Source organism: Superficieibacter sp. (assembly GCF_032071645.1).
Lineage (GTDB): Bacteria > Pseudomonadota > Gammaproteobacteria > Enterobacterales > Enterobacteriaceae > Superficieibacter.
Map to the genome: position 1 here is coordinate 37238 of NZ_DAMAPU010000005.1, position 17190 is coordinate 54427.

Genomic DNA, 17190 nt, shown 5'->3' on the forward strand with positions numbered 1-17190 from the left:
CTTAATTTCACTGAACGTTAAAATAAGCGAGCCGATGAGCAGATCTTAGAATCGGATCACAGACGAATGCGCGCGGACTCAATATTATCCGTCGTGCTGAAAAACATAACTCATAAATGCTAGTTGTACCAGGAACCACCTCCTTAGCCTGCGTAATCTCCCTTACGCAGGCGTATTTTTTCCCCCTAATATTTCAGCGTGTTCTTACACGCACATTCCCTTCCTGAGATACACTTGTCTGCATGTTGCGTTAAGAGGCAAAAATGGATGGCAAACTTTCCCGCCAGCTTACTTATTCTGAATGGTAAAAATGCCGGCGACGATCTGCTGCGCGAAGCAATTTATATGCTGCGTAATGAAGGCGTGGTGATCCACGTGCGCGTGACGTGGGAGAAAGGCGATGCCGCGCGCTACGTCGAGGAAGCCTGCGAGCTGGGCGTTGAAACCATTATCGCCGGGGGCGGTGATGGCACGATCAACGAAGTCTCTACCGCTCTGATCCAGTTACCGGGTGAGAACGTTCCGGCGATGGGGATACTGCCGCTCGGCACCGCCAATGATTTTGCCACCAGCGCGGGGGTGCCGGATACGCTGGATAAAGCCCTGAAGCTGGCCATTGCCGGTAACGCCGTGGCAGTTGATATTGCGCGGGTGAATAATAAAACCTGTTTTATCAATATGGCGACGGGCGGATTCGGTCCGCGCATCACCAGCGAAACGCCGGAAAAGCTGAAAGCCGCGCTCGGCGGCGTCTCCTATCTGATCCACGGCCTGATGCGCATGGATACGCTGACGCCTGACCGCTGCGAAATACGCGGCGAAAATTTTCACTGGCAGGGCGATGCGCTGGTGATTGGCATTGGTAACGGCCGTCAGGCGGGCGGCGGACAGCAGCTTTGCCCGGATGCGCTGATTAACGATGGCCTGCTACACCTGCGCGTGTTTACCGGTGACGGACTGCTGCCCGCGATTTTCACCACCCTGACCCAGCCGCAGGACAGCCCGAATATTATCGACGGCGCATCGTCGTGGTTCGAAGTCAGCGCCCCACACGACATCACCTTTAACCTTGACGGCGAGCCGCTGCGCGGTCAACTGTTCCGCATTGAGATCCTCCCCGGCGCGCTGCGCTGCCGGTTGCCGCCGGATTGCCCGCTGCTACGCTAGCTCACTGGCCCCGTCCTCTTCAGGCGGCGGTTTTTACGGCAAAAAGGTAAGCGCTGAATCCTCCTGAAATGAGACCGTTTACATCCGGGAAGTGTGATTCAGCGCTTACGGGTTGGTTAACGATCAGGCGCTGAGCGGCTGTGGCAGGGAAAAATCCGCCACCAGTTCGCAGAGCGTCCGGTAGTTTCCGGCAGCGAGGTGAAATTTTTCATCGTCGCAGCGGGGGGAAACCACGTAAGTCCGCATTCCCGCGCGGTGGGCGGCCAAAAAACCGTTGCCGCTGTCCTCAATCACCAGACAGTGCTGCGGGGGCAGATCCAGTTTGACCGCCGTCGCCAGATACACCGCCGGATCGGGCTTGCCCCGTATTACATCTGCCGCGCTGGTGATGACGTCGAAATACTTCCACAAATCGAGTTTATCAAACACCACCTGAATCACCTGGTGGGCCGATGACGTCGCCAGCGCAATTTTGTAGCCCTGCTGACGGAAATAGTCGAGCGCTTCGTACAGCCCTTCCATCGCCACGCCGTACTGGTCGATCAGGCTGACCACACGGGTCAGGATCGATGCTTCCAGCACGACAGGGTTAATATCCAAGGCGAATTTTTCCTGCCAGATCCGCGCAATTTCATCTGAGCGTCTGCCGGTCGTCAGCTGCTCGCACGCTTCATGCGTAACCGTCACGCCAAACTCAGCCAGCGTAGTGATTTGAGCGCTCTGCCATAATGCTTCGGAGTCGATAATCACTCCATCCATGTCAAAAACAACGGCTTTAGCGTTCTTCATAACAATATCCCTAAAAAGCTGGCATAACGCCCGTTATGCCAGCAGGTTTAAATCAGGAAACCTTCAGCGCGCCATCCTCGGCATAGCGGGTTTTACGTTCAAAACCCGGCTGTTCCACCTCGATAAAGTGGCAAACGACAAAGGCAATCAGATACAGCGCGGTATACGCAATGACCACGCCGATGGTGTCAAACCACGGCAGCAGCACCACCGCAATGGCTGGCGCCAGGAAGTTAGACAGTCCGGCGGAGAGGTTATACACCGAAATGGCCGCGCCGGTGTGATGCGGCTCCAGCGCCGGGAATACCGCCGCCATCGGCACGAATGCGGCCACGAAAATCCCCAGGGAAATCGCCGGGATCAGCGCCATCGCAAAATTATGCCCGGCCCACATGGGGATGTAATAAAACGCGAGGCTGGAGAGAGCCATACCGATGCAGCCAAACCAGCGCACCACTTTCATCCAGCCCATTTTTTCCGCCACGATGCCCCAGAAAATATTGGAGAAAATGGTGGTAAAGAAGAACACCGCCCACACCTGGAGCCATTCGGAGGTGGTAAAGCCCAGCTTATCGACGAACATCATCGGCATAATGACCGCAAAGCCAAACAGCGACAGGGTATTAATGATGCGCACGATGCTGGAGCAGAGAATGTTTTTGTTGGTGTAAAGCAGGGTCACCGCGCGACTTAACTCGCTGAATTTTTCGCGAGTGGTTAAGTTATGCATCCGGGTCGGGGTATTAACGTTACGCAGGGAAACCATCGCAATCAGGCCACCGGCCACGCAGAAACCCAGCGCAGTCCACAGCGTGCCCAGTTCGCCCATCAGCGGAATGGTAAAGCTGGGAATATAGCTGCCCGCCACACCGATACCAATGGAGTACACCGCCCAGTACCAGCCCAGCGCTGAACTGGAGCTGTCGCTCTTCACGTTGTGAATGATGATCACAATAAAAGAGTACAGGAACAGCGGATAGGCAAAACCACGAATGCCGTAGAACAGCAGGATCAGCGCGTAATTGGCGTGTCCCAGGCCGAAAACGAGGAACAGAACGTGGAAGATCGCCCACATCACGAAACCAATAAACATGGTTTTTTGCGGCGTAATAATTTCAGCCACTACGCCTGAGATCCACGCGGAGAGCGCCGCTGCCAGACCATACAGGGTAAAGGCAAAAGAGGCTTCCGCCGGAGTAAAGCCGAGGCCGGTAATATAGTGAGACAGAAAGGCCAGTTCAAATCCGTCGCCGGTCATAAACACCGCGATGGCGATATATCCCCATAACAGATTGAGCGGCAATCCCAGCCACTGCTTATTGGTATTCGTCATATGTGCCTCATTTGTAGGGTTCAGGGTTCAGGCACCCCGCGCACTGGCGGGATGCCTTTTGTAAAAATTATTTATTCCGTAACCTGAGATCGTTCTGATATAACGCGTTGAAGGCGTGGTAGCGCTGCGTCAGCATTGCCTGACGTTCGCGGGTAGCCTGGTAGACTTTATAAACTTCCGGTTTTTTGCACACCGCTTCCGGCGACTGACCGGTAGCCAGACACGCCAGACGCGCCGCGCCGAGCGCCCCGCCGGTTTCGCCGCCTTTATGCGTGACGATCGGCATATTGAGGATATCGGCCAGCAGCTGTGCCCAGTACGGGCTACGCGCCCCGCCGCCCACCAGTGAACATTGTTCAATCTTCGTGCCGCTCTCCTGCAACACCCGCAGTCCGTCAGCGATACCAAAACTAACGCCTTCAATCACCGCGTAGCCCAGCAGCGCACGGTTGGTGGAGTGCGTCATGCCGTGGAACATCCCTTTCGCATCCGGGTCATTGTGCGGCGTGCGTTCACCGGACAGATACGGCAGGAACTGCGGCGCGCTGGCGCGCTGCTCGTCGCTTAACTGCGCCACCTCTTCGAGCAGATCCGCCTCGGTGATCCCCACCAGACGGCAGAACCATTGCAGGCAGCTTGCCGCGCTGAGCATCACGCTCATCTGGTGCCAGCGGTTGGGCAATACGTGACAGAATGCATGCACCGCCGACTGTGGCGCAGGCCGGTAGGCTTCGTTGACCACAAACAGCACCCCGGAGGTGCCAAGAGAGATAAACGCATCGCCCGGCGCAACGGCACCGACGCCGATGGCGCTGACCGCGTTATCGCCGCCCCCGCCTGCCACGACGACGGAGGGATTAAGTCCCCAGCTCGCGGCAATTTGCGCATCCAGGGTTGCGGAGGCGTCGCAGCCTTCCACCAGCGCAGGCATGTTGCAGCGGGCCAGACCGCATTTTTCCAGCAGATAATCTGACCAGTCGCGGCGGGCGACGTCCAGCCACAGCGTCCCGGCGGCGTCGGACATATCGGCGATTTTCTTGCCGGTCATTTTGAAACGCAGATAATCTTTCGGCAGCAGCACCGTCTCCAGCCGCTGGAAGTTTTCCGGCTCATGCTTGCGCACCCACAGCAGCTTCGGCGCGGTAAACCCCGGCATGGCGAGGTTTCCGGCGATGGCGTGCAGTTCTGAAGCGCTGTGCTCCAGCTCCACGCACTCCGCCGCGCTGCGGGTATCGTTCCATAAAATCGCCGGGCGGATCACGCGGTTGTCGCCGTCCATCAGCACCGCGCCGTGCATTTGCCCGGACAGGCCGATCGCTTTGATGGCGTTCCAGTGCGGGGCACATTTCTCACGCAGCGTGGCAATCACATAGTTGGTGGCGTCCCACCATGCCTGCGGATCCTGTTCCGACCAGTGCGGATGGGGCCGCTGAATCGTCAGCGGCGCGCTATGGGTGGCGACGATGTCGTGATTCTCGTCAATCACCAGCCCTTTAACTTCGGAGGTGCCCAGATCGATGCCTAAGTACATAGTGACCTCTCAATGGATCAGGGAGTAGACGGCGTTGATTTTTTCACGCAGCAGCGCGGCAAAATCGGCGTTGTCAGCCAGCTCGCCGAACAGGGCGCGGTCTTTGGCGTAAACGCTAATCGGGTCGGCGGCGTTAAACATGGCGTGAACCGCTGGGGCATCAAGAATGCCGTCCTGGTATTCATACGGCAGTTGGCCTTTATGCCACTGCTCCATGTAAACGAAGAACAGTGCGGGCAGCATCGCGGTGGCCGCCGGGCGCACGCCGCGCTGGTAGCATTCCAGCATGGTCGGGGCGATCATCGCCGGGATCTTGGAGAAACCATCCGCCGCGACGCGCTGGTTGGTATCCTGAATATGCGGGTTGGTAAAGCGTTGTAGCACCACGTCGCGGTATTTCGGTAAGTCGATGCCGTTATCGCCGAGGCAGGGGATCACATCTTCCGTCACGTAGCGGTCGGCAATGGCGTAAATCGCGTCTGTTAAGGTGCTTTCGTGGATGTACTGCTGGCCCAGCAGCGTACCGGCCCACGCGATGCAGCTATGTGAGGAGTTAAGGATACGGATTTTGGCTTCTTCGTAAGGGATAACGGAATCGACCATTTCGACGCCGATTTTTTCGAAGTCCGGGCGTCCGGCTTTGAAGTTGTCTTCGATCACCCACTGGATAAAGGTTTCGCCCATCACTGGCGCTCTGTCGTCGATGCCGGTCTGCGCTTTAATGCGCGCCGGTAGATCCGCCGCCGGGCGTGGGGTAATACGATCAACCATGGTATTCGGACAGGTGGTGTTAGCGTGCAGCCATGCGATCACCGACGTTTTGCCGGTCAGCGTCAGGAATTCCACCAGCCCATCGTGGAAGCGCTCGCCGTTATGACGGACGTTATCGCAGTTCAGCAGCGTCAGCGGACCGGCGTTATCAGCAATACGTTTTTCCAGAATTTTAGTGATGGTGCCGTAAATGGTTTTGTTGCCGCCGTTCAGGTCGCTGACGATATCCGGGTTGCTGACTTCCAGCTTGTGGCTGGTGTTGAGGTAATAGCCGGATTCCGTCACGGTAAACGCAATCACTTTCGTCGCCGGGTTTGCGCCTTCAGCAATCAGCGGCTGTAAATCTTCCTGCCACGCCAGCAGCTTTTGAATCGAGGTAATTTGTTCGTACTTCCGCTCCCCTTCCGGGCTAACGGTTTCCAGAACATAGCGCCCGTCCTGCGCGGTCAACGCTGAAACCACATGCTCTGCGTCGTTACGAATATTGCCTGCGGCGATATGCCAGGTGGTATCGCCAGACTCAATTAATTTGTGCATATACCAGGCCTGATGCGCACGATGAAAAGAACCCAGACCGATGTGTAACCATGTGAAGTGATTGTTCATTGCTTTGCTCTCCATTGAGTTTATGGAGCTGAATGTACATGAGCAATTGATTTAAAATAGAGCGACAGATCACAAAAGAGCAAATGACCAATAAAAATACTTTTGACCAAAAATGAGCGAAGTAATCTCTTTAAATGCAATGGTGCATGGGCGGTGGAAGGCGGGATGTTGAATCGCTACGGTGTAGAAAGATGTAAGGCAGCAACTGTTTTTGGCGCTGCCTCAATAGTGGTAACGACATGCTGCAATTAGCAGTGAATCGTCAGTAACTGCGTATACCAGCCGGTGTTCTTCTGTAATTCGTCGAGACCAGAACCCCGCGAGATTATGCTTCAGAGGTTCTGGTTTACCTTTACCTTCAAACGGGGTTCTACGGGTATCCTTGATGAGTTCATTGATCTTTTTAACCATTCGCTTATCTGTTTCCTGCCAGTACAGATAATCATCCCATGCTTCCTCAGACCAGGTTAGTTTCACTCAATGATATCCTTTTCCGTACCTTTTCCTGATTTCAGGCTATCTATTGAATCCATCAATCTCCGGGCGTTAGCAGGGGATCGCAAAAGATACGCAGTTTCTTCAAGAGAATTATATTCTTCGAGCGACATAAGAACACAAGCCTCTCCGTTCTGACGAGTAATAAGAATTGGGGCGTTATCTTCAACGGCTTTCAGCATCGTTGCCGATAAATTCTGGCGTGCTTCGCTATAGCTGATTGTACGCATGTTAATCTCCTCTGTTGTAACGTTCATTGTACAATGATGGTTGGCGATTAACTACTTATTAATTTAAATTAGGCTCAATGAGCTGGTTGATGGTAGTTGCGCGCAGAGCGAATGGATCTCACCGTCGTAGGTTAAATAATAAATCCTCACCCGACAAAGCAGTAAGTAATATCGAACAAAACATTGCCTGCTTCATCGGCAAAAGCGACAATACTTTCATAACGCCAGTTAAAAATTGTTGCCACGTTGTTAACGTAAGAGACTGAAAAAATTGATGAAAGAAGATGACATCAGATTTGACCAGAAGGTCAGAGCAGCGTGGATGTATTATGTTGCCGGGCAGAACCAGAGCGAGATAGCGGCGCAGCTCGGCACCTCTCGTCCGGTGGTGCAGCGGTTAATCGCGGCCGCCAAAGAGGAAGGCATTGTTTCTATTGGCCTTAATCACCCGATTGCCGCCTGTCTGAACTACGCCTCGCTGCTGAAAGAAAAATATCAGCTTCATGAATGCAACGTCGTGCCCGCGTTCGCCAATGAATCAACGCTGGATAGCGTCTCTTTCGGTTGCTATCAGGTGATGTCGCAGTATCTGAAAGGTGAAAGCGCGAAGATCATCGGCATCGGCTCCGGCCTGACGCTGAAAAAAACCATTAAGCGTATTGATTTTGAAAGCAAAAACAGCAAATGCGTGGCGCTGATCAGCGCGATGGACGAAAACGGGCAGTGTAATTATTACGATGACGTCCCCCTGCTGCTGGCGCGTAAAATTCAGGCAAACTATTTTCAATGGCCCGCCCCGCGCTATGCGAAGTCGTTGCCGGAACATAAAATGTGGTCCACCAATCGCCTTTTTGAAAGCGTGACCTCGGTGGCGGATCACGCGGATGCGATTTTCGTCGGCATCGGCGCGCTCGGCACCCAAAGCCCTATTTTCAAAGACGGGTTTATCAACCTTGCACAGCTGGAAGAGCTGCGTCAGCACGGGGCCATCGGCGAGATCCTCGGTCGTTTTATCGACGCCGAAGGCCAGGTTGCCGGGTCAGATATCAACCGGCTGATCACCAGCTATGACATTCGCCGCAACACCTGCCCGCGCATTGCCGTGGCCTGCGGAGACGACAAACGCCCGGTGATCCTCGCCGCGCTCACCGGCGGATGGATCAACGGACTGGTCACCGATGAAGGCACCGCCCGCTGGCTGCTCACCCACTAAACGCCGGTCAGGTAACAAAAATCGGCGGGATTTCCCGCTGCTGAACCGGTGCCTGGCCCGCATCAATAATTTCAAATACCGCTGCCAGCATCGCCGGGACGTCCTGGCGCACCATTTCGATGTCATGCCCCAGCAGGGTGACAAACGGGTCCCAGTCAAAACAGCCCATCGGCGGCTGATTACCGTCGCGGTAGCCCGCCTGGGTCAGCCAGCGCACCACTCCTTCCAGCGAAATCGTCGAGTTGACGAACAGCCCGCCGATATCCGCGCGCGGCTCGCTGAAAAAAGTGCGCAGCGCCAGTTCGGCCTTTTGCGGCGCATAGCCGCAGGCGAGCAGATGCTCTTCCGCCAGCGTCAGTCCGGCATCCTGATGCGCATCGCGAAAACCGCGCAGGCGCTCGCGGGTATTGTGATCGCTCCCGCGTCCGCCGACAAACACCAGCGGGCGCTTTTCGCCGTAGCGTTTTTCGCTGTTGCGCAGAATGCGCCGCGTCAGTTCTTTCGCCCCGGCATAGTTATCCGAGATCACCGACGGAGCCAGCGTGCCCGGCAGGTCGAGATTCAGCGTCGGCACGCCCGCCTGGGCGCAAAGCTCGGTAATTTTATCCGGGTCGGTGGCCCCGGTCGCAATCATCCAGTCCACCTGCCATGAAAGCATGGTGCGCGCGGCTTCCAGCTCCAGCGCCGGGTCGCGGCGGGTACAGGTGATGATGGGAAACAGGCCGCGCTCGCGGGCCATCATTTCAAAGGTTTCAACAATGGAGCCGAAATAGCGGTTGTCGTATTTCGGCACAATCATACCGATGATTTTTGACCGACTGCTGCGCAGCAGGCTGGCCTGACGGTTAACCGCGTAGCCCTGCTCCTGGGCGATGCGCGTCACTTTCTCGGCAAGCTTTGCGCTGATCCGCCGCTTCTTCCAGTTACCGTTGAGGATGGCGCTGACCGCACTGGCGGAAACGCCCGACAGTTCGGCCAGATCGTAAATCGTCGTTTTCCTGCTTTTTCCGACCTCTGTCACAAATATATCTCTCCGTTAATCGCCAGACTTGCGCTTGCCAAAAGGAAGATGCTAAATCAGCTTCATCGATTGAGCAGATTGCGCAACCTGGCGCAATTTTGCAAGCCGTCGCGCAACACATTGCCGAAAACCCGGCAAAAATATTTATTTTTCAGCGAGTTAATTCGGTGAGAAATAAAAAACCTCCCGACTGTACCCTCGGTGCAGCCGATCGTATCCATCAGATTTATGAAGGATTATAAAATGAATTCCGCAACTGTTTCTATGAATCGTCCGCTGGCAGGAAAAGTCGCTGCTATCACGGGTGCCGCCTCCGGCATCGGCCTGGAATGTGCCAGAACGCTGCATCGCGCCGGAGCAAAAGTCGTGCTGGTGGATCGCGACGGCGAGAAGCTGAATAAGCTGGTGGCGGAGATCGGCGAAAACGCTTTCGCCCTACAGGTTGATCTGCTGAAACCGGCGGAAGTTTCCGGGATGCTGGACGGCATTCTGACGCTGGCGGGCGGGCTGGATATTTTCCATGCCAATGCCGGGGCCTACATCGGCGGGCCGGTGGCCGAGGGCGCTCCTGACGTCTGGGATCGGGTGCTCAATCTCAACATCAACGCCGCTTTTCGCAGCGTTCACGCCGTGCTGCCGCATATGATTGCGCAGAAATCCGGCGATATCCTGTTCACCAGCTCCATCGCGGGCATGGTGCCGGTGATTTGGGAGCCAATCTATACCGCCTCAAAATTTGCGGTACAGGCATTTGTGCATACCACTCGCCGCCAGGTTGCGCAGCATGGCGTTCGCGTCGGCGCGGTGCTGCCGGGACCGGTCGTCACCGCCCTGCTCGATGACTGGCCGAAAGCCAAAATGGACGAAGCGCTGGCCAACGGCAGCCTGATGCAGCCGATTGAAGTGGCGGAAGCGGTGCTGTTTATGGTGACGCGCTCGAAAAACGTTACCGTGCGCGATCTGGTGATCCTGCCGAACAGCGTCGATCTCTGATCCGGTCCCTGGAGCCTGTATGAATCAAGATAACAGAACCATTATTGGCGTGGACGTGGGTTCAGGCAGCGTGCGCGCCGGGATTTTCGATTTTAACGGTACGCTGCTGGCCCATGCCACCCGCCCGATCACCCTCTGGCGCGAAGCGGGACAGATTGTTGAGCAGTCCAGCCGCGAAATCTGGCAGTCGGTGTGCCAGTGCATTAAAGAGGCGGTCAGCAAATCCGGCGCGGCCCCGGCAAGCGTGGCGGGCATCGGTTTTGATGCCACCTGCTCGCTGGTGGTGCTGGACGCCGAAGGCAGGCCGCTGCCGGTCGGGCCTTCGGAGGAAGCCGACCGTAACGTCATTGTCTGGATGGATCACCGGGCCACCGCGCAGGCGGAACGGATTAACCAGACGGCACATCCGGTGTTGCAGTACGTTGGCGGTAAAATTTCCCCGGAAATGGAAACGCCGAAAATCCTCTGGCTGAAAGAGCACCGGCGAAAAATCTACGATCGCGCGTGGCAGTTCTTCGATCTGGCGGATTTTCTGACCTGGCGAGCCACCGGCGATCTGGCGCGCTCGACCTGTACCGTGACCTGTAAATGGACCTATCTGGCGCATGAAAAGCGCTGGGACCCTGATTACTTCCACACCATTGGTTTACAGGAACTGGCCGACGAGGATTTCGCGCGGATTGGTCAGCGCATTCGTGAGCCGGGCACGCCGTGCGGTAACGGTCTGACGCTGGAAGCCGCCGATGAAATGGGCCTGCGCGTCGGGACGCCGGTCGCCATCGGTATGATTGACGCTCACGCGGGCGGCATTGGCACCGCCGGGGTCGATCGCGGGGCGCTGCACAATATGGCCTGGGTGTTCGGCACCTCCGCCTGCACCATGATGTCCACCGGGAAACCGGTATTTGTGCCCGGCGTGTGGGGGCCGTATTACTCGGCGATGGTGCCGGGGCTGTGGCTGAATGAAGGCGGGCAGAGCGCGGCGGGCGCGGCGATCGACCAGCTTATCGCCTTCCACCCTGCTGCTGCCGAAGCCAGCGAACGGGCGAAAGCGGCGGGCGTATCGCTGCCGGTGTTCCTCGCCGATCGGGCGCTAAAAAGCGTGGTCTCGCCATCGCAGGCGGTGGAGCTGGCGCAGGGGCTGCATGTGGTGCCGGAGTTTTTAGGCAACCGCGCGCCGTTTGCCGATCCGCACGCGCGGGCCGCGATTGCCGGGCTGGGGATGGAACGGGATCTCGATAATCTGGTGGCGCTGTACGTCGCCGGGCTGTGCGGGATCGGCTACGGACTGCGGCAAATCCTTGAAGCGCAGTCAGAGAACGGTATTGAAACCGGGAAAATCGTGATTAGCGGCGGCGCGGGGCAGAATCCGCTGGTGCGTCAACTGCTGGCGGATGCCTGCGGTCTGCCGATCCTGACCACGGTATCCAGCGAGCCGGTGCTGCTGGGTTCAGCGATCCTCGGTGCGGTGGCGGGCGACGTTTCCCCATCGGTGCCGGAAGCGATGTCGCGCTTTACGGTGCTGGACAAGCAGTACGATCCCGACACGGCGCATCAGAGGTGCCACCAGCAGCGCTACGAGGCGTACAAACTGCTTCAGGACACCGCGCGAAAACTGCGCGCGTTTTGACCTGCCGTTGCCCGGCGGCACGACCACCGCCGGGCATCCACATCAGGCAATCGTCACCTTCGCGTTTAAATATACATCCTGGACGGCGTTAATCAGCTTCACGCCGTCCGCCATGGATTTCTTAAAGGCTTTACGTCCCAGAATCAGCCCCATCCCCCCGGCGCGCTTGTTGATCACCGCCGTGCGCACCGCGTCGGTTAAATCGGTTTCGCCGCCGTCCGCGCCGCCGGAGTTAATCAATCCGGCGCGGCCCATATAGCAGTTCGCCAGCTGGTAGCGCACCAGATCGATCGGGTTGTCGCTGGTCAGCTTGCTGTAAACCCGGTCGTCGGTGTAGCCGAAGTTAACCGCTTTGTAGCCGCCGTTATTTTCTGCCATTTTCTGTTTCACGATATCCGCGCCAATGGTGGCGGCGAGGTGGTTAGCCTGTCCGGTCAGGTCGGCGGAAACGTGGTAATCCACGCCGTCTTTTTTAAACGCGGAATTACGCAGATAGGCCCACAGCACTGTCACCAGCCCCAGTTCGTGCGCGCGTTCAAAGGCCGCAGAGATTTCCTCAATCTGGCGGCGCGACTGCTCAGAGCCAAAGTAAATCGTCGCCCCAACCGCCACTGCCCCCATGTTAAAAGCCTGCTCAACGCTGGCGTATAAGGTCTGATCGTATTCGGTGGGATAGCTTAAGGTTTCGTTATGATTCAGTTTCACCAGAAAGGGAATGCGGTGCGCATAGCGACGCGATACCGACGCCAGTACCCCGTAAGTGGAGGCCACGCAGTTACATCCCGCCTCCAGCGCCAGTTCGACAATGTTCTTCGGATCAAAATAGAGCGGATTGGCCGCAAAAGAGGCACCGGCAGAGTGCTCAACGCCCTGATCAACCGGTAATATAGAGAGATAGCCGGTGCCTGCCAGACGCCCGGTATTATACAGGGTCTGCATATTTCGCAGCACTGCTGGCGGGCGATTGTTATCGATCATCACACGATCAACGTAGTCGTGTCCTGGTAGCTGAAGCTGGTCGGCTGGAATGGTTATACAACGATGCTGTAACAGGCTGTCGGCGTCTTTGCCAAGCAACTGCGCAATATCAGTCATAGCGTTTCTCCCGTTTATTCCGACATCGCGTCGGATGTGGATTGTCCTGCCCCGCCTTGTGCGGGCAGTGGTAAGTCTGGTCCCGGGTTGCGCATTTTTCCATCTTTCAGGCACTTTTTGCCCGCGCGTGCTGGCAGTTATGCTGAACGATAAAATGTTAAGTCGGTCATACTTTCGTCTCAAAGGTATTTAAAAGGTATTATTGAATGGTATTGTTAAAGCGTACCTTACCTGTCATGAAGGATTTAAAGATGAAAACTACAGTAAAGCTGTCGTTCATGATGTTCATTGAATGGTTTATCTGGGGCGCATGGTTTGTTCCTCTGTGGCTCTGGCTGAGTAAAAGCGGCTTTACCGCCGGGGAAATTGGCTGGTCCTACGCCTGTACCGCTATCGCCGCCATCCTCTCGCCGATCCTCGTCGGCTCGCTGACCGACCGCTTTTTCTCGGCGCAAAAGGTGCTGGCGCTGTTGATGTTTGTCGGAGCGGTGCTGATTTACTTCGCCGCGCAGCAAACCACCTTCGCCGGATTCTTCCCGCTGCTGCTGGCCTACTCACTGACCTATATGCCAACCATTGCGCTGACCAACAGCATCGCTTTTGCCAACGTCCCGGACGTGGAGCGCGACTTCCCGCGCATTCGCGTGATGGGTACTATCGGCTGGATCGCCTCCGGCGTGGCGTGCGGTTTCCTGCCGCAGTGGCTGGGCTACAGCGATATTTCACCAACCAATATTCCGCTGCTGATCACCGCCGCCAGCTCGGCGCTGCTGGGGGTATTTGCCTTCTTCCTGCCGGATACGCCGCCGAAAAGCACTGGCAAACTGAATTTCCGGGTGATGCTGGGACTGGATGCGCTGATCCTGCTGCGCGACCGCAACTTCCTCGTCTTTTTCGTCTGCTCGTTCCTGTTTGCGATGCCGCTGGCGTTTTATTACATCTTCGCCAACGGCTATCTCACCGAAGTCGGCATGAAAAACGCCACCGGCTGGATGACGCTCGGACAGTTCTCTGAAATCTTCTTTATGCTGGCGCTGCCGTTCTTTACCCGGCGCTTTGGTATCAAAAAGGTATTGTTATTAGGTCTTATCACGGCGGCGATTCGCTATGGCTTTTTTGTCTACGGCGGCGCGGATCAGTATTTCACCTACGGCCTGCTGTTCCTCGGCATTTTGCTGCACGGCGTGAGCTACGACTTTTACTACGTCACGGCTTATATCTACGTCGATAAAAAAGCGCCGGTGCATATGCGCACCGCTGCACAGGGTCTGATCACCCTTTGCTGTCAGGGCTTTGGTAGCCTGCTGGGCTACCGCCTGGGCGGGGTGATGATGGAAAAAATGTTTGCCTACCCGGAACCGGTGAACGGTCTGACCTTTAACTGGTCAGGGATGTGGGCATTCGGCGGCATTATGATTGCGATCATCGCCGTTCTGTTTATGTGGTTGTTCCGCGAGTCGGATAAAGAAATTACCGCAATAAATCCACAAAATCATTCAGGCGACATGAAGGCGGCAAGTGAGTAAGTCGCCCCCAGGCAGCCTGAAAGATGAAGTGGAAAGGTAATCACCGACGCGCGATATTGCGTTAACACGAGGGGAATCTAAATGAAATCAGAACGTATTCTCGGTGCTCTTTACGGGCAGGCGTTAGGGGATGCGATGGGGATGCCATCAGAACTGTGGCCGCGCTCGCGGGTGAAGGCGCATTTTGGCTGGATCGACCGGTTTTTGCCGGGTCCGGCGGAGAATAACGCCGCCTGCTACTTTAAACGCGCGGAGTTTACCGACGACACGTCAATGGCGCTGTGTCTGGCGGATGCGCTGCTGGCGCGCGACGGGCAAATTGACCCGGATCTGATTGGCCGTAATATCCTGGACTGGGCGCTGCGCTTTGACGCCTTTAATAAAAACGTCCTCGGCCCGACGTCAAAAATCGCCCTGAAGGCGATCCGCGACGGCAAACCGGTGGCTGAACTGGAAAACAACGGCGTCACCAACGGGGCGGCGATGCGCGTCTCCCCGCTCGGCTGCCTGCTTCCGGCGCGCGACGTGGACGCGTTTATTGACGACGTGGCGCTGGCCTCCAGCCCGACGCACAAATCGGATCTGGCCATTGCCGGGGCGGTAGTCGTGGCGTGGGCGATTTCCCGCGCCATTGACGGCGAACCCTGGTCGCGTATTGTCGATGCCCTGCCCGCCCTCGCCCGCCACGCGCAGGAAAAACGCATCACTACCTTCAGCGCCTCGCTGGCGGCGCGTCTGGAGCTGGCGTTGAAAATCGTTCGCGAGGCGGATGGCACCGAATCCGCCAGCGAAGCGCTGTATCAGCAGGTCGGCGCTGGCACCAGCACCCTGGAGTCGGTTTCCTGCGCCATTGCGATGGTTGAACTGGCGCAAACCGATCCTAACCGCTGCGCTATTTTGTGCGCCAACCTTGGCGGCGACACCGACACCATCGGGGCAATGGCGACCGCCATTTGCGGCGCGTTGCAGGGCGTCGGGGCGATCGATCCGGCGTTGAAGCAGGAGCTGGACGACGTCAATCAGCTTGATTTCACGCGCTACGCCGATGCCCTGATGCGCTTTCGCCAACAACGGGAGGAAGCATGAATGCGCCGACGCTGACGGATAAACTGGCGACCCTGCGCGCGCGCCGTCCGGTGACGGTGGTCGGTGCGGCGGTCATTGATGTGATTGCCGACGCCTACGCCCTGCCGTGGCGCGGCTGCGATATTGAACTTAAGCAGCAAAGCGTCAATATCGGCGGCTGCGCGTTAAATATCGCCGTGGCGCTGAAGCGGCTGGGCGTCGCCGCCAACAACGCGCTGCCGCTCGGCCGGGGAGTGTGGGCAGAGATCGTGCGCAATAATCTGGCAAAAGAGGGGCTGACCAGCCTGATCGATAACGCCAGCGGCGACAACGGCTGGTGCCTGGCGCTGGTCGAGCCGGACGGCGAGCGCACGTTTATGTCCTTCAGCGGCGTGGAAAATGCGTGGAATGCCGACTGGCTGGCCCGGCTTGACGTCGCACCGGGCAGTCTGGTTTCACTTTCCGGCTACCAGCTCGCCTCGTCCTGCGGTGAGCTGCTGGTCGGCTGGCTGGAAACGTTGCAGGAAGTGACGCCGTTTATCGATTTTGGCCCGCGCATCGCCGATATCCCCGCCCCGCTGATGGCGCGGATTATGGCCTGCCAGCCGATTATTTCGCTCAATCGTCAGGAGGCAGAGATCGCCGCCGAAGCGTTTAACCTGCGCCCGGAAATGCCCGCGTTTGGTGAAGACTGGCTGCAAAAATTCGGCTCGCCGCTGATCGTGCGTCACGATAAAGCGGGCGCGTGGTATTTCAGCGCCGAAGGCCAGGGTACGGCGGCGGCTTTCCCGACAACGGTGGTGGACACCATCGGCGCGGGCGACAGCCACGCGGGCGGTACGCTGGCAGGTCTGGCAAGCGGCTGGTCGCTGGCCGATGCGGTGCTGCTGGGCAACGCGGTGGCCTCATGGGTGGTGGGACATCGCGGCGGCGACTGTGCGCCGACGCGCGAGGAGTTACTCCTCCGACACGAAAACGTATAGATCGCTACGGCAGTGGCTGATGCTGTATTCAATGGGCCGCTGCTGGTGGTCGAGCGCGACCTGCTTGATCACCAGCATCGGCACGGTGTCATCCATCTTAATATGCGACTGAAACTCGGCATCCGGCATGCGTGCGCTGACCCATGAACGCGTACGCAGAGGGAAAATATGCTGACTGCGAAAATACTCATACAGTGAAACGCCGATCGCATCGACATCGTGAATAAGATGCGTGGGCACCCACGACTCTTCAATCGACACCGCCTCATCATCAACATAGCGAATGCGCCTGAGCATGAACACGTCGCTGTTGGTCTCAATCGCCAGCCGCTGCGCCACCTCTTCCGGGCAGGGAACGATACGCTTATTCACCCACAGGGTATCCGGCTTTTTGCCGAGCAGCACCACCTGTTGGGAAAAGCCGCGCGCCTCCTTCAGCGAATATTCAAAGATATTATTGATTTGCGTCCCGTAGCCTCGCGCCCGCGTCACGACGCCCTCTTCTTCCAGGGTTTGCATAGCCTTGCGCACGGTAATGCGCGAAACGCCGGTCAACTGGCTGAGATCGCGCTCGCCAGGCAAAATATTGCCGTGCGCCAGCCCGCCGCTGCGCACGGCATTTTTTATCGTCTCGGCAAATTTCAGGTACAGCGGTGTATTATCCGCCGCCGTCATTCGCTCATTTAGCTGCTCAATCAGCTGGATATGCGCTTGTTCCATTTGTCTTTTTTCCATGTCCGGG

The 17190-nt window shown here is 57.1% G+C and carries 16 protein-coding genes; 7 read left to right on the forward strand and 9 right to left on the reverse strand.

Features of this window, described 5'->3' with window-relative positions; translation table 11 throughout:
* The first annotated feature begins 267 nt into the window (after positions 1-267).
* Positions 268-1167, forward strand: coding sequence for a lipid kinase YegS (yegS, locus tag RT197_RS11365; protein ID WP_312950542.1), 900 nt, complete (start codon positions 268-270; stop codon positions 1165-1167).
* A gap of 123 nt (positions 1168-1290) precedes the next feature.
* On the opposite strand, the gene RT197_RS11370 is transcribed toward yegS, so the two are convergent.
* The 6 genes from RT197_RS11370 to yefM form a co-directional block, all read right to left on the reverse strand.
* Positions 1291-1956 (reverse strand): HAD-IA family hydrolase, encoded by a 666-nt coding sequence (locus RT197_RS11370; protein WP_312950544.1) that lies wholly within the window; start codon positions 1954-1956, stop codon positions 1291-1293.
* 52 nt (positions 1957-2008) lie between these two features.
* Positions 2009-3289 (reverse strand): RbtT/DalT/CsbX family MFS transporter, encoded by a 1281-nt coding sequence (locus tag RT197_RS11375; RefSeq protein ID WP_312950547.1) that lies wholly within the window; start codon positions 3287-3289, stop codon positions 2009-2011.
* A 67-nt stretch (positions 3290-3356) separates the two neighbouring features.
* Positions 3357-4820, reverse strand: coding sequence for a xylulokinase (xylB, locus tag RT197_RS11380; protein ID WP_312950550.1), 1464 nt, complete (start codon positions 4818-4820; stop codon positions 3357-3359).
* 9 nt (positions 4821-4829) lie between these two features.
* Positions 4830-6197: a D-arabinitol 4-dehydrogenase gene (gene dalD / locus RT197_RS11385; RefSeq protein ID WP_312950552.1), complete on the reverse strand. Its 1368-nt coding sequence runs from the start codon at positions 6195-6197 to the stop codon at positions 4830-4832.
* Positions 6198-6419: 222 nt separating this feature from the next.
* Positions 6420-6674, reverse strand: coding sequence for a type II toxin-antitoxin system mRNA interferase toxin YoeB (gene yoeB / locus RT197_RS11390; RefSeq protein WP_224330706.1), 255 nt, complete (start codon positions 6672-6674; stop codon positions 6420-6422).
* Positions 6671-6922: a YoeB-YefM toxin-antitoxin system antitoxin YefM gene (yefM, locus tag RT197_RS11395; protein WP_312950556.1), complete on the reverse strand. Its 252-nt coding sequence runs from the start codon at positions 6920-6922 to the stop codon at positions 6671-6673. The genes yoeB and yefM overlap by 4 nt, the downstream gene beginning before the upstream one ends.
* Before the next feature lie 271 nt (positions 6923-7193).
* On the opposite strand from yefM, the gene RT197_RS11400 reads away from it, so the two are divergent.
* Complete coding sequence (locus RT197_RS11400) at positions 7194-8135, forward strand: sugar-binding transcriptional regulator (protein ID WP_312950559.1); 942 nt, start codon at positions 7194-7196, stop codon at positions 8133-8135.
* A gap of 7 nt (positions 8136-8142) precedes the next feature.
* Here RT197_RS11400 and RT197_RS11405 read toward each other — a convergent pair whose 3' ends face one another.
* Entirely contained in the window at positions 8143-9156 is a 1014-nt protein-coding gene (locus RT197_RS11405; protein ID WP_312950562.1) for a substrate-binding domain-containing protein, read from the reverse strand.
* 243 nt (positions 9157-9399) lie between these two features.
* Here RT197_RS11405 and RT197_RS11410 point away from each other — a divergent pair, with 243 nt between their 5' ends.
* The gene (locus RT197_RS11410) at positions 9400-10149 is read left to right on the forward strand and encodes an SDR family oxidoreductase (protein ID WP_312950563.1); all 750 of its coding nucleotides are present in this window, start codon (positions 9400-9402) and stop codon (positions 10147-10149) included.
* 19 nt (positions 10150-10168) lie between these two features.
* On the forward strand, positions 10169-11779 hold the full coding sequence (locus RT197_RS11415) for an FGGY-family carbohydrate kinase (RefSeq protein WP_312950566.1): 1611 nt from the start codon (positions 10169-10171) through the stop codon (positions 11777-11779).
* A 42-nt stretch (positions 11780-11821) separates the two neighbouring features.
* On the opposite strand, the gene fbaB is transcribed toward RT197_RS11415, so the two are convergent.
* Complete coding sequence (fbaB, locus tag RT197_RS11420; protein ID WP_312950568.1) at positions 11822-12874, reverse strand: class I fructose-bisphosphate aldolase; 1053 nt, start codon at positions 12872-12874, stop codon at positions 11822-11824.
* A 251-nt stretch (positions 12875-13125) separates the two neighbouring features.
* Between fbaB and RT197_RS11425 the strand changes: the two genes are divergently transcribed.
* The 3 genes from RT197_RS11425 (at position 13126) to RT197_RS11435 (ending at position 16448) form a co-directional block, all read left to right on the forward strand.
* Positions 13126-14400 (forward strand): nucleoside permease, encoded by a 1275-nt coding sequence (locus tag RT197_RS11425; protein WP_312950571.1) that lies wholly within the window; start codon positions 13126-13128, stop codon positions 14398-14400.
* An 81-nt stretch (positions 14401-14481) separates the two neighbouring features.
* Positions 14482-15486 (forward strand): ADP-ribosylglycohydrolase family protein, encoded by a 1005-nt coding sequence (locus tag RT197_RS11430; protein ID WP_312950574.1) that lies wholly within the window; start codon positions 14482-14484, stop codon positions 15484-15486.
* A complete protein-coding gene (locus tag RT197_RS11435) occupies positions 15483-16448 on the forward strand; it encodes a PfkB family carbohydrate kinase (protein WP_312950577.1) in 966 nt (321 codons plus the stop codon). The genes RT197_RS11430 and RT197_RS11435 overlap by 4 nt, the downstream gene beginning before the upstream one ends.
* Here RT197_RS11435 and RT197_RS11440 read toward each other — a convergent pair.
* Positions 16422-17168: a GntR family transcriptional regulator gene (locus RT197_RS11440; protein ID WP_312951222.1), complete on the reverse strand. Its 747-nt coding sequence runs from the start codon at positions 17166-17168 to the stop codon at positions 16422-16424. The two genes, RT197_RS11435 and RT197_RS11440, sit on opposite strands and share 27 nt — an antisense overlap.
* Between the last annotated feature and the right edge of the window lie 22 nt (positions 17169-17190).

Bases quoted from the DNA above. Each gene is read 5' to 3' on its own strand.
- RT197_RS11375 (WP_312950547.1), bottom strand. From the start codon at position 3,289: ATGACGAATACCAATAAGCAGTGGCTGGGATTGCCGCTCAATCTGTTA.
- RT197_RS11425 (WP_312950571.1), top strand. From the start codon at position 13,126: ATGAAAACTACAGTAAAGCTGTCGTTCATGATGTTCATTGAATGGTTT.
- RT197_RS11440 (WP_312951222.1), bottom strand. From the start codon at position 17,168: ATGGAACAAGCGCATATCCAGCTGATTGAGCAGCTAAATGAGCGAATG.
- yefM (WP_312950556.1), bottom strand. From the start codon at position 6,922: ATGCGTACAATCAGCTATAGCGAAGCACGCCAGAATTTATCGGCAACG.
- xylB (WP_312950550.1), bottom strand. From the start codon at position 4,820: ATGTACTTAGGCATCGATCTGGGCACCTCCGAAGTTAAAGGGCTGGTG.
- fbaB (WP_312950568.1), bottom strand. From the start codon at position 12,874: ATGACTGATATTGCGCAGTTGCTTGGCAAAGACGCCGACAGCCTGTTA.
- RT197_RS11370 (WP_312950544.1), bottom strand. From the start codon at position 1,956: ATGAAGAACGCTAAAGCCGTTGTTTTTGACATGGATGGAGTGATTATC.
- RT197_RS11415 (WP_312950566.1), top strand. From the start codon at position 10,169: ATGAATCAAGATAACAGAACCATTATTGGCGTGGACGTGGGTTCAGGC.
- dalD (WP_312950552.1), bottom strand. From the start codon at position 6,197: ATGAACAATCACTTCACATGGTTACACATCGGTCTGGGTTCTTTTCAT.
- RT197_RS11430 (WP_312950574.1), top strand. From the start codon at position 14,482: ATGAAATCAGAACGTATTCTCGGTGCTCTTTACGGGCAGGCGTTAGGG.
- RT197_RS11435 (WP_312950577.1), top strand. From the start codon at position 15,483: ATGAATGCGCCGACGCTGACGGATAAACTGGCGACCCTGCGCGCGCGC.
- yegS (WP_312950542.1), top strand. From the start codon at position 268: ATGGCAAACTTTCCCGCCAGCTTACTTATTCTGAATGGTAAAAATGCC.
- RT197_RS11410 (WP_312950563.1), top strand. From the start codon at position 9,400: ATGAATTCCGCAACTGTTTCTATGAATCGTCCGCTGGCAGGAAAAGTC.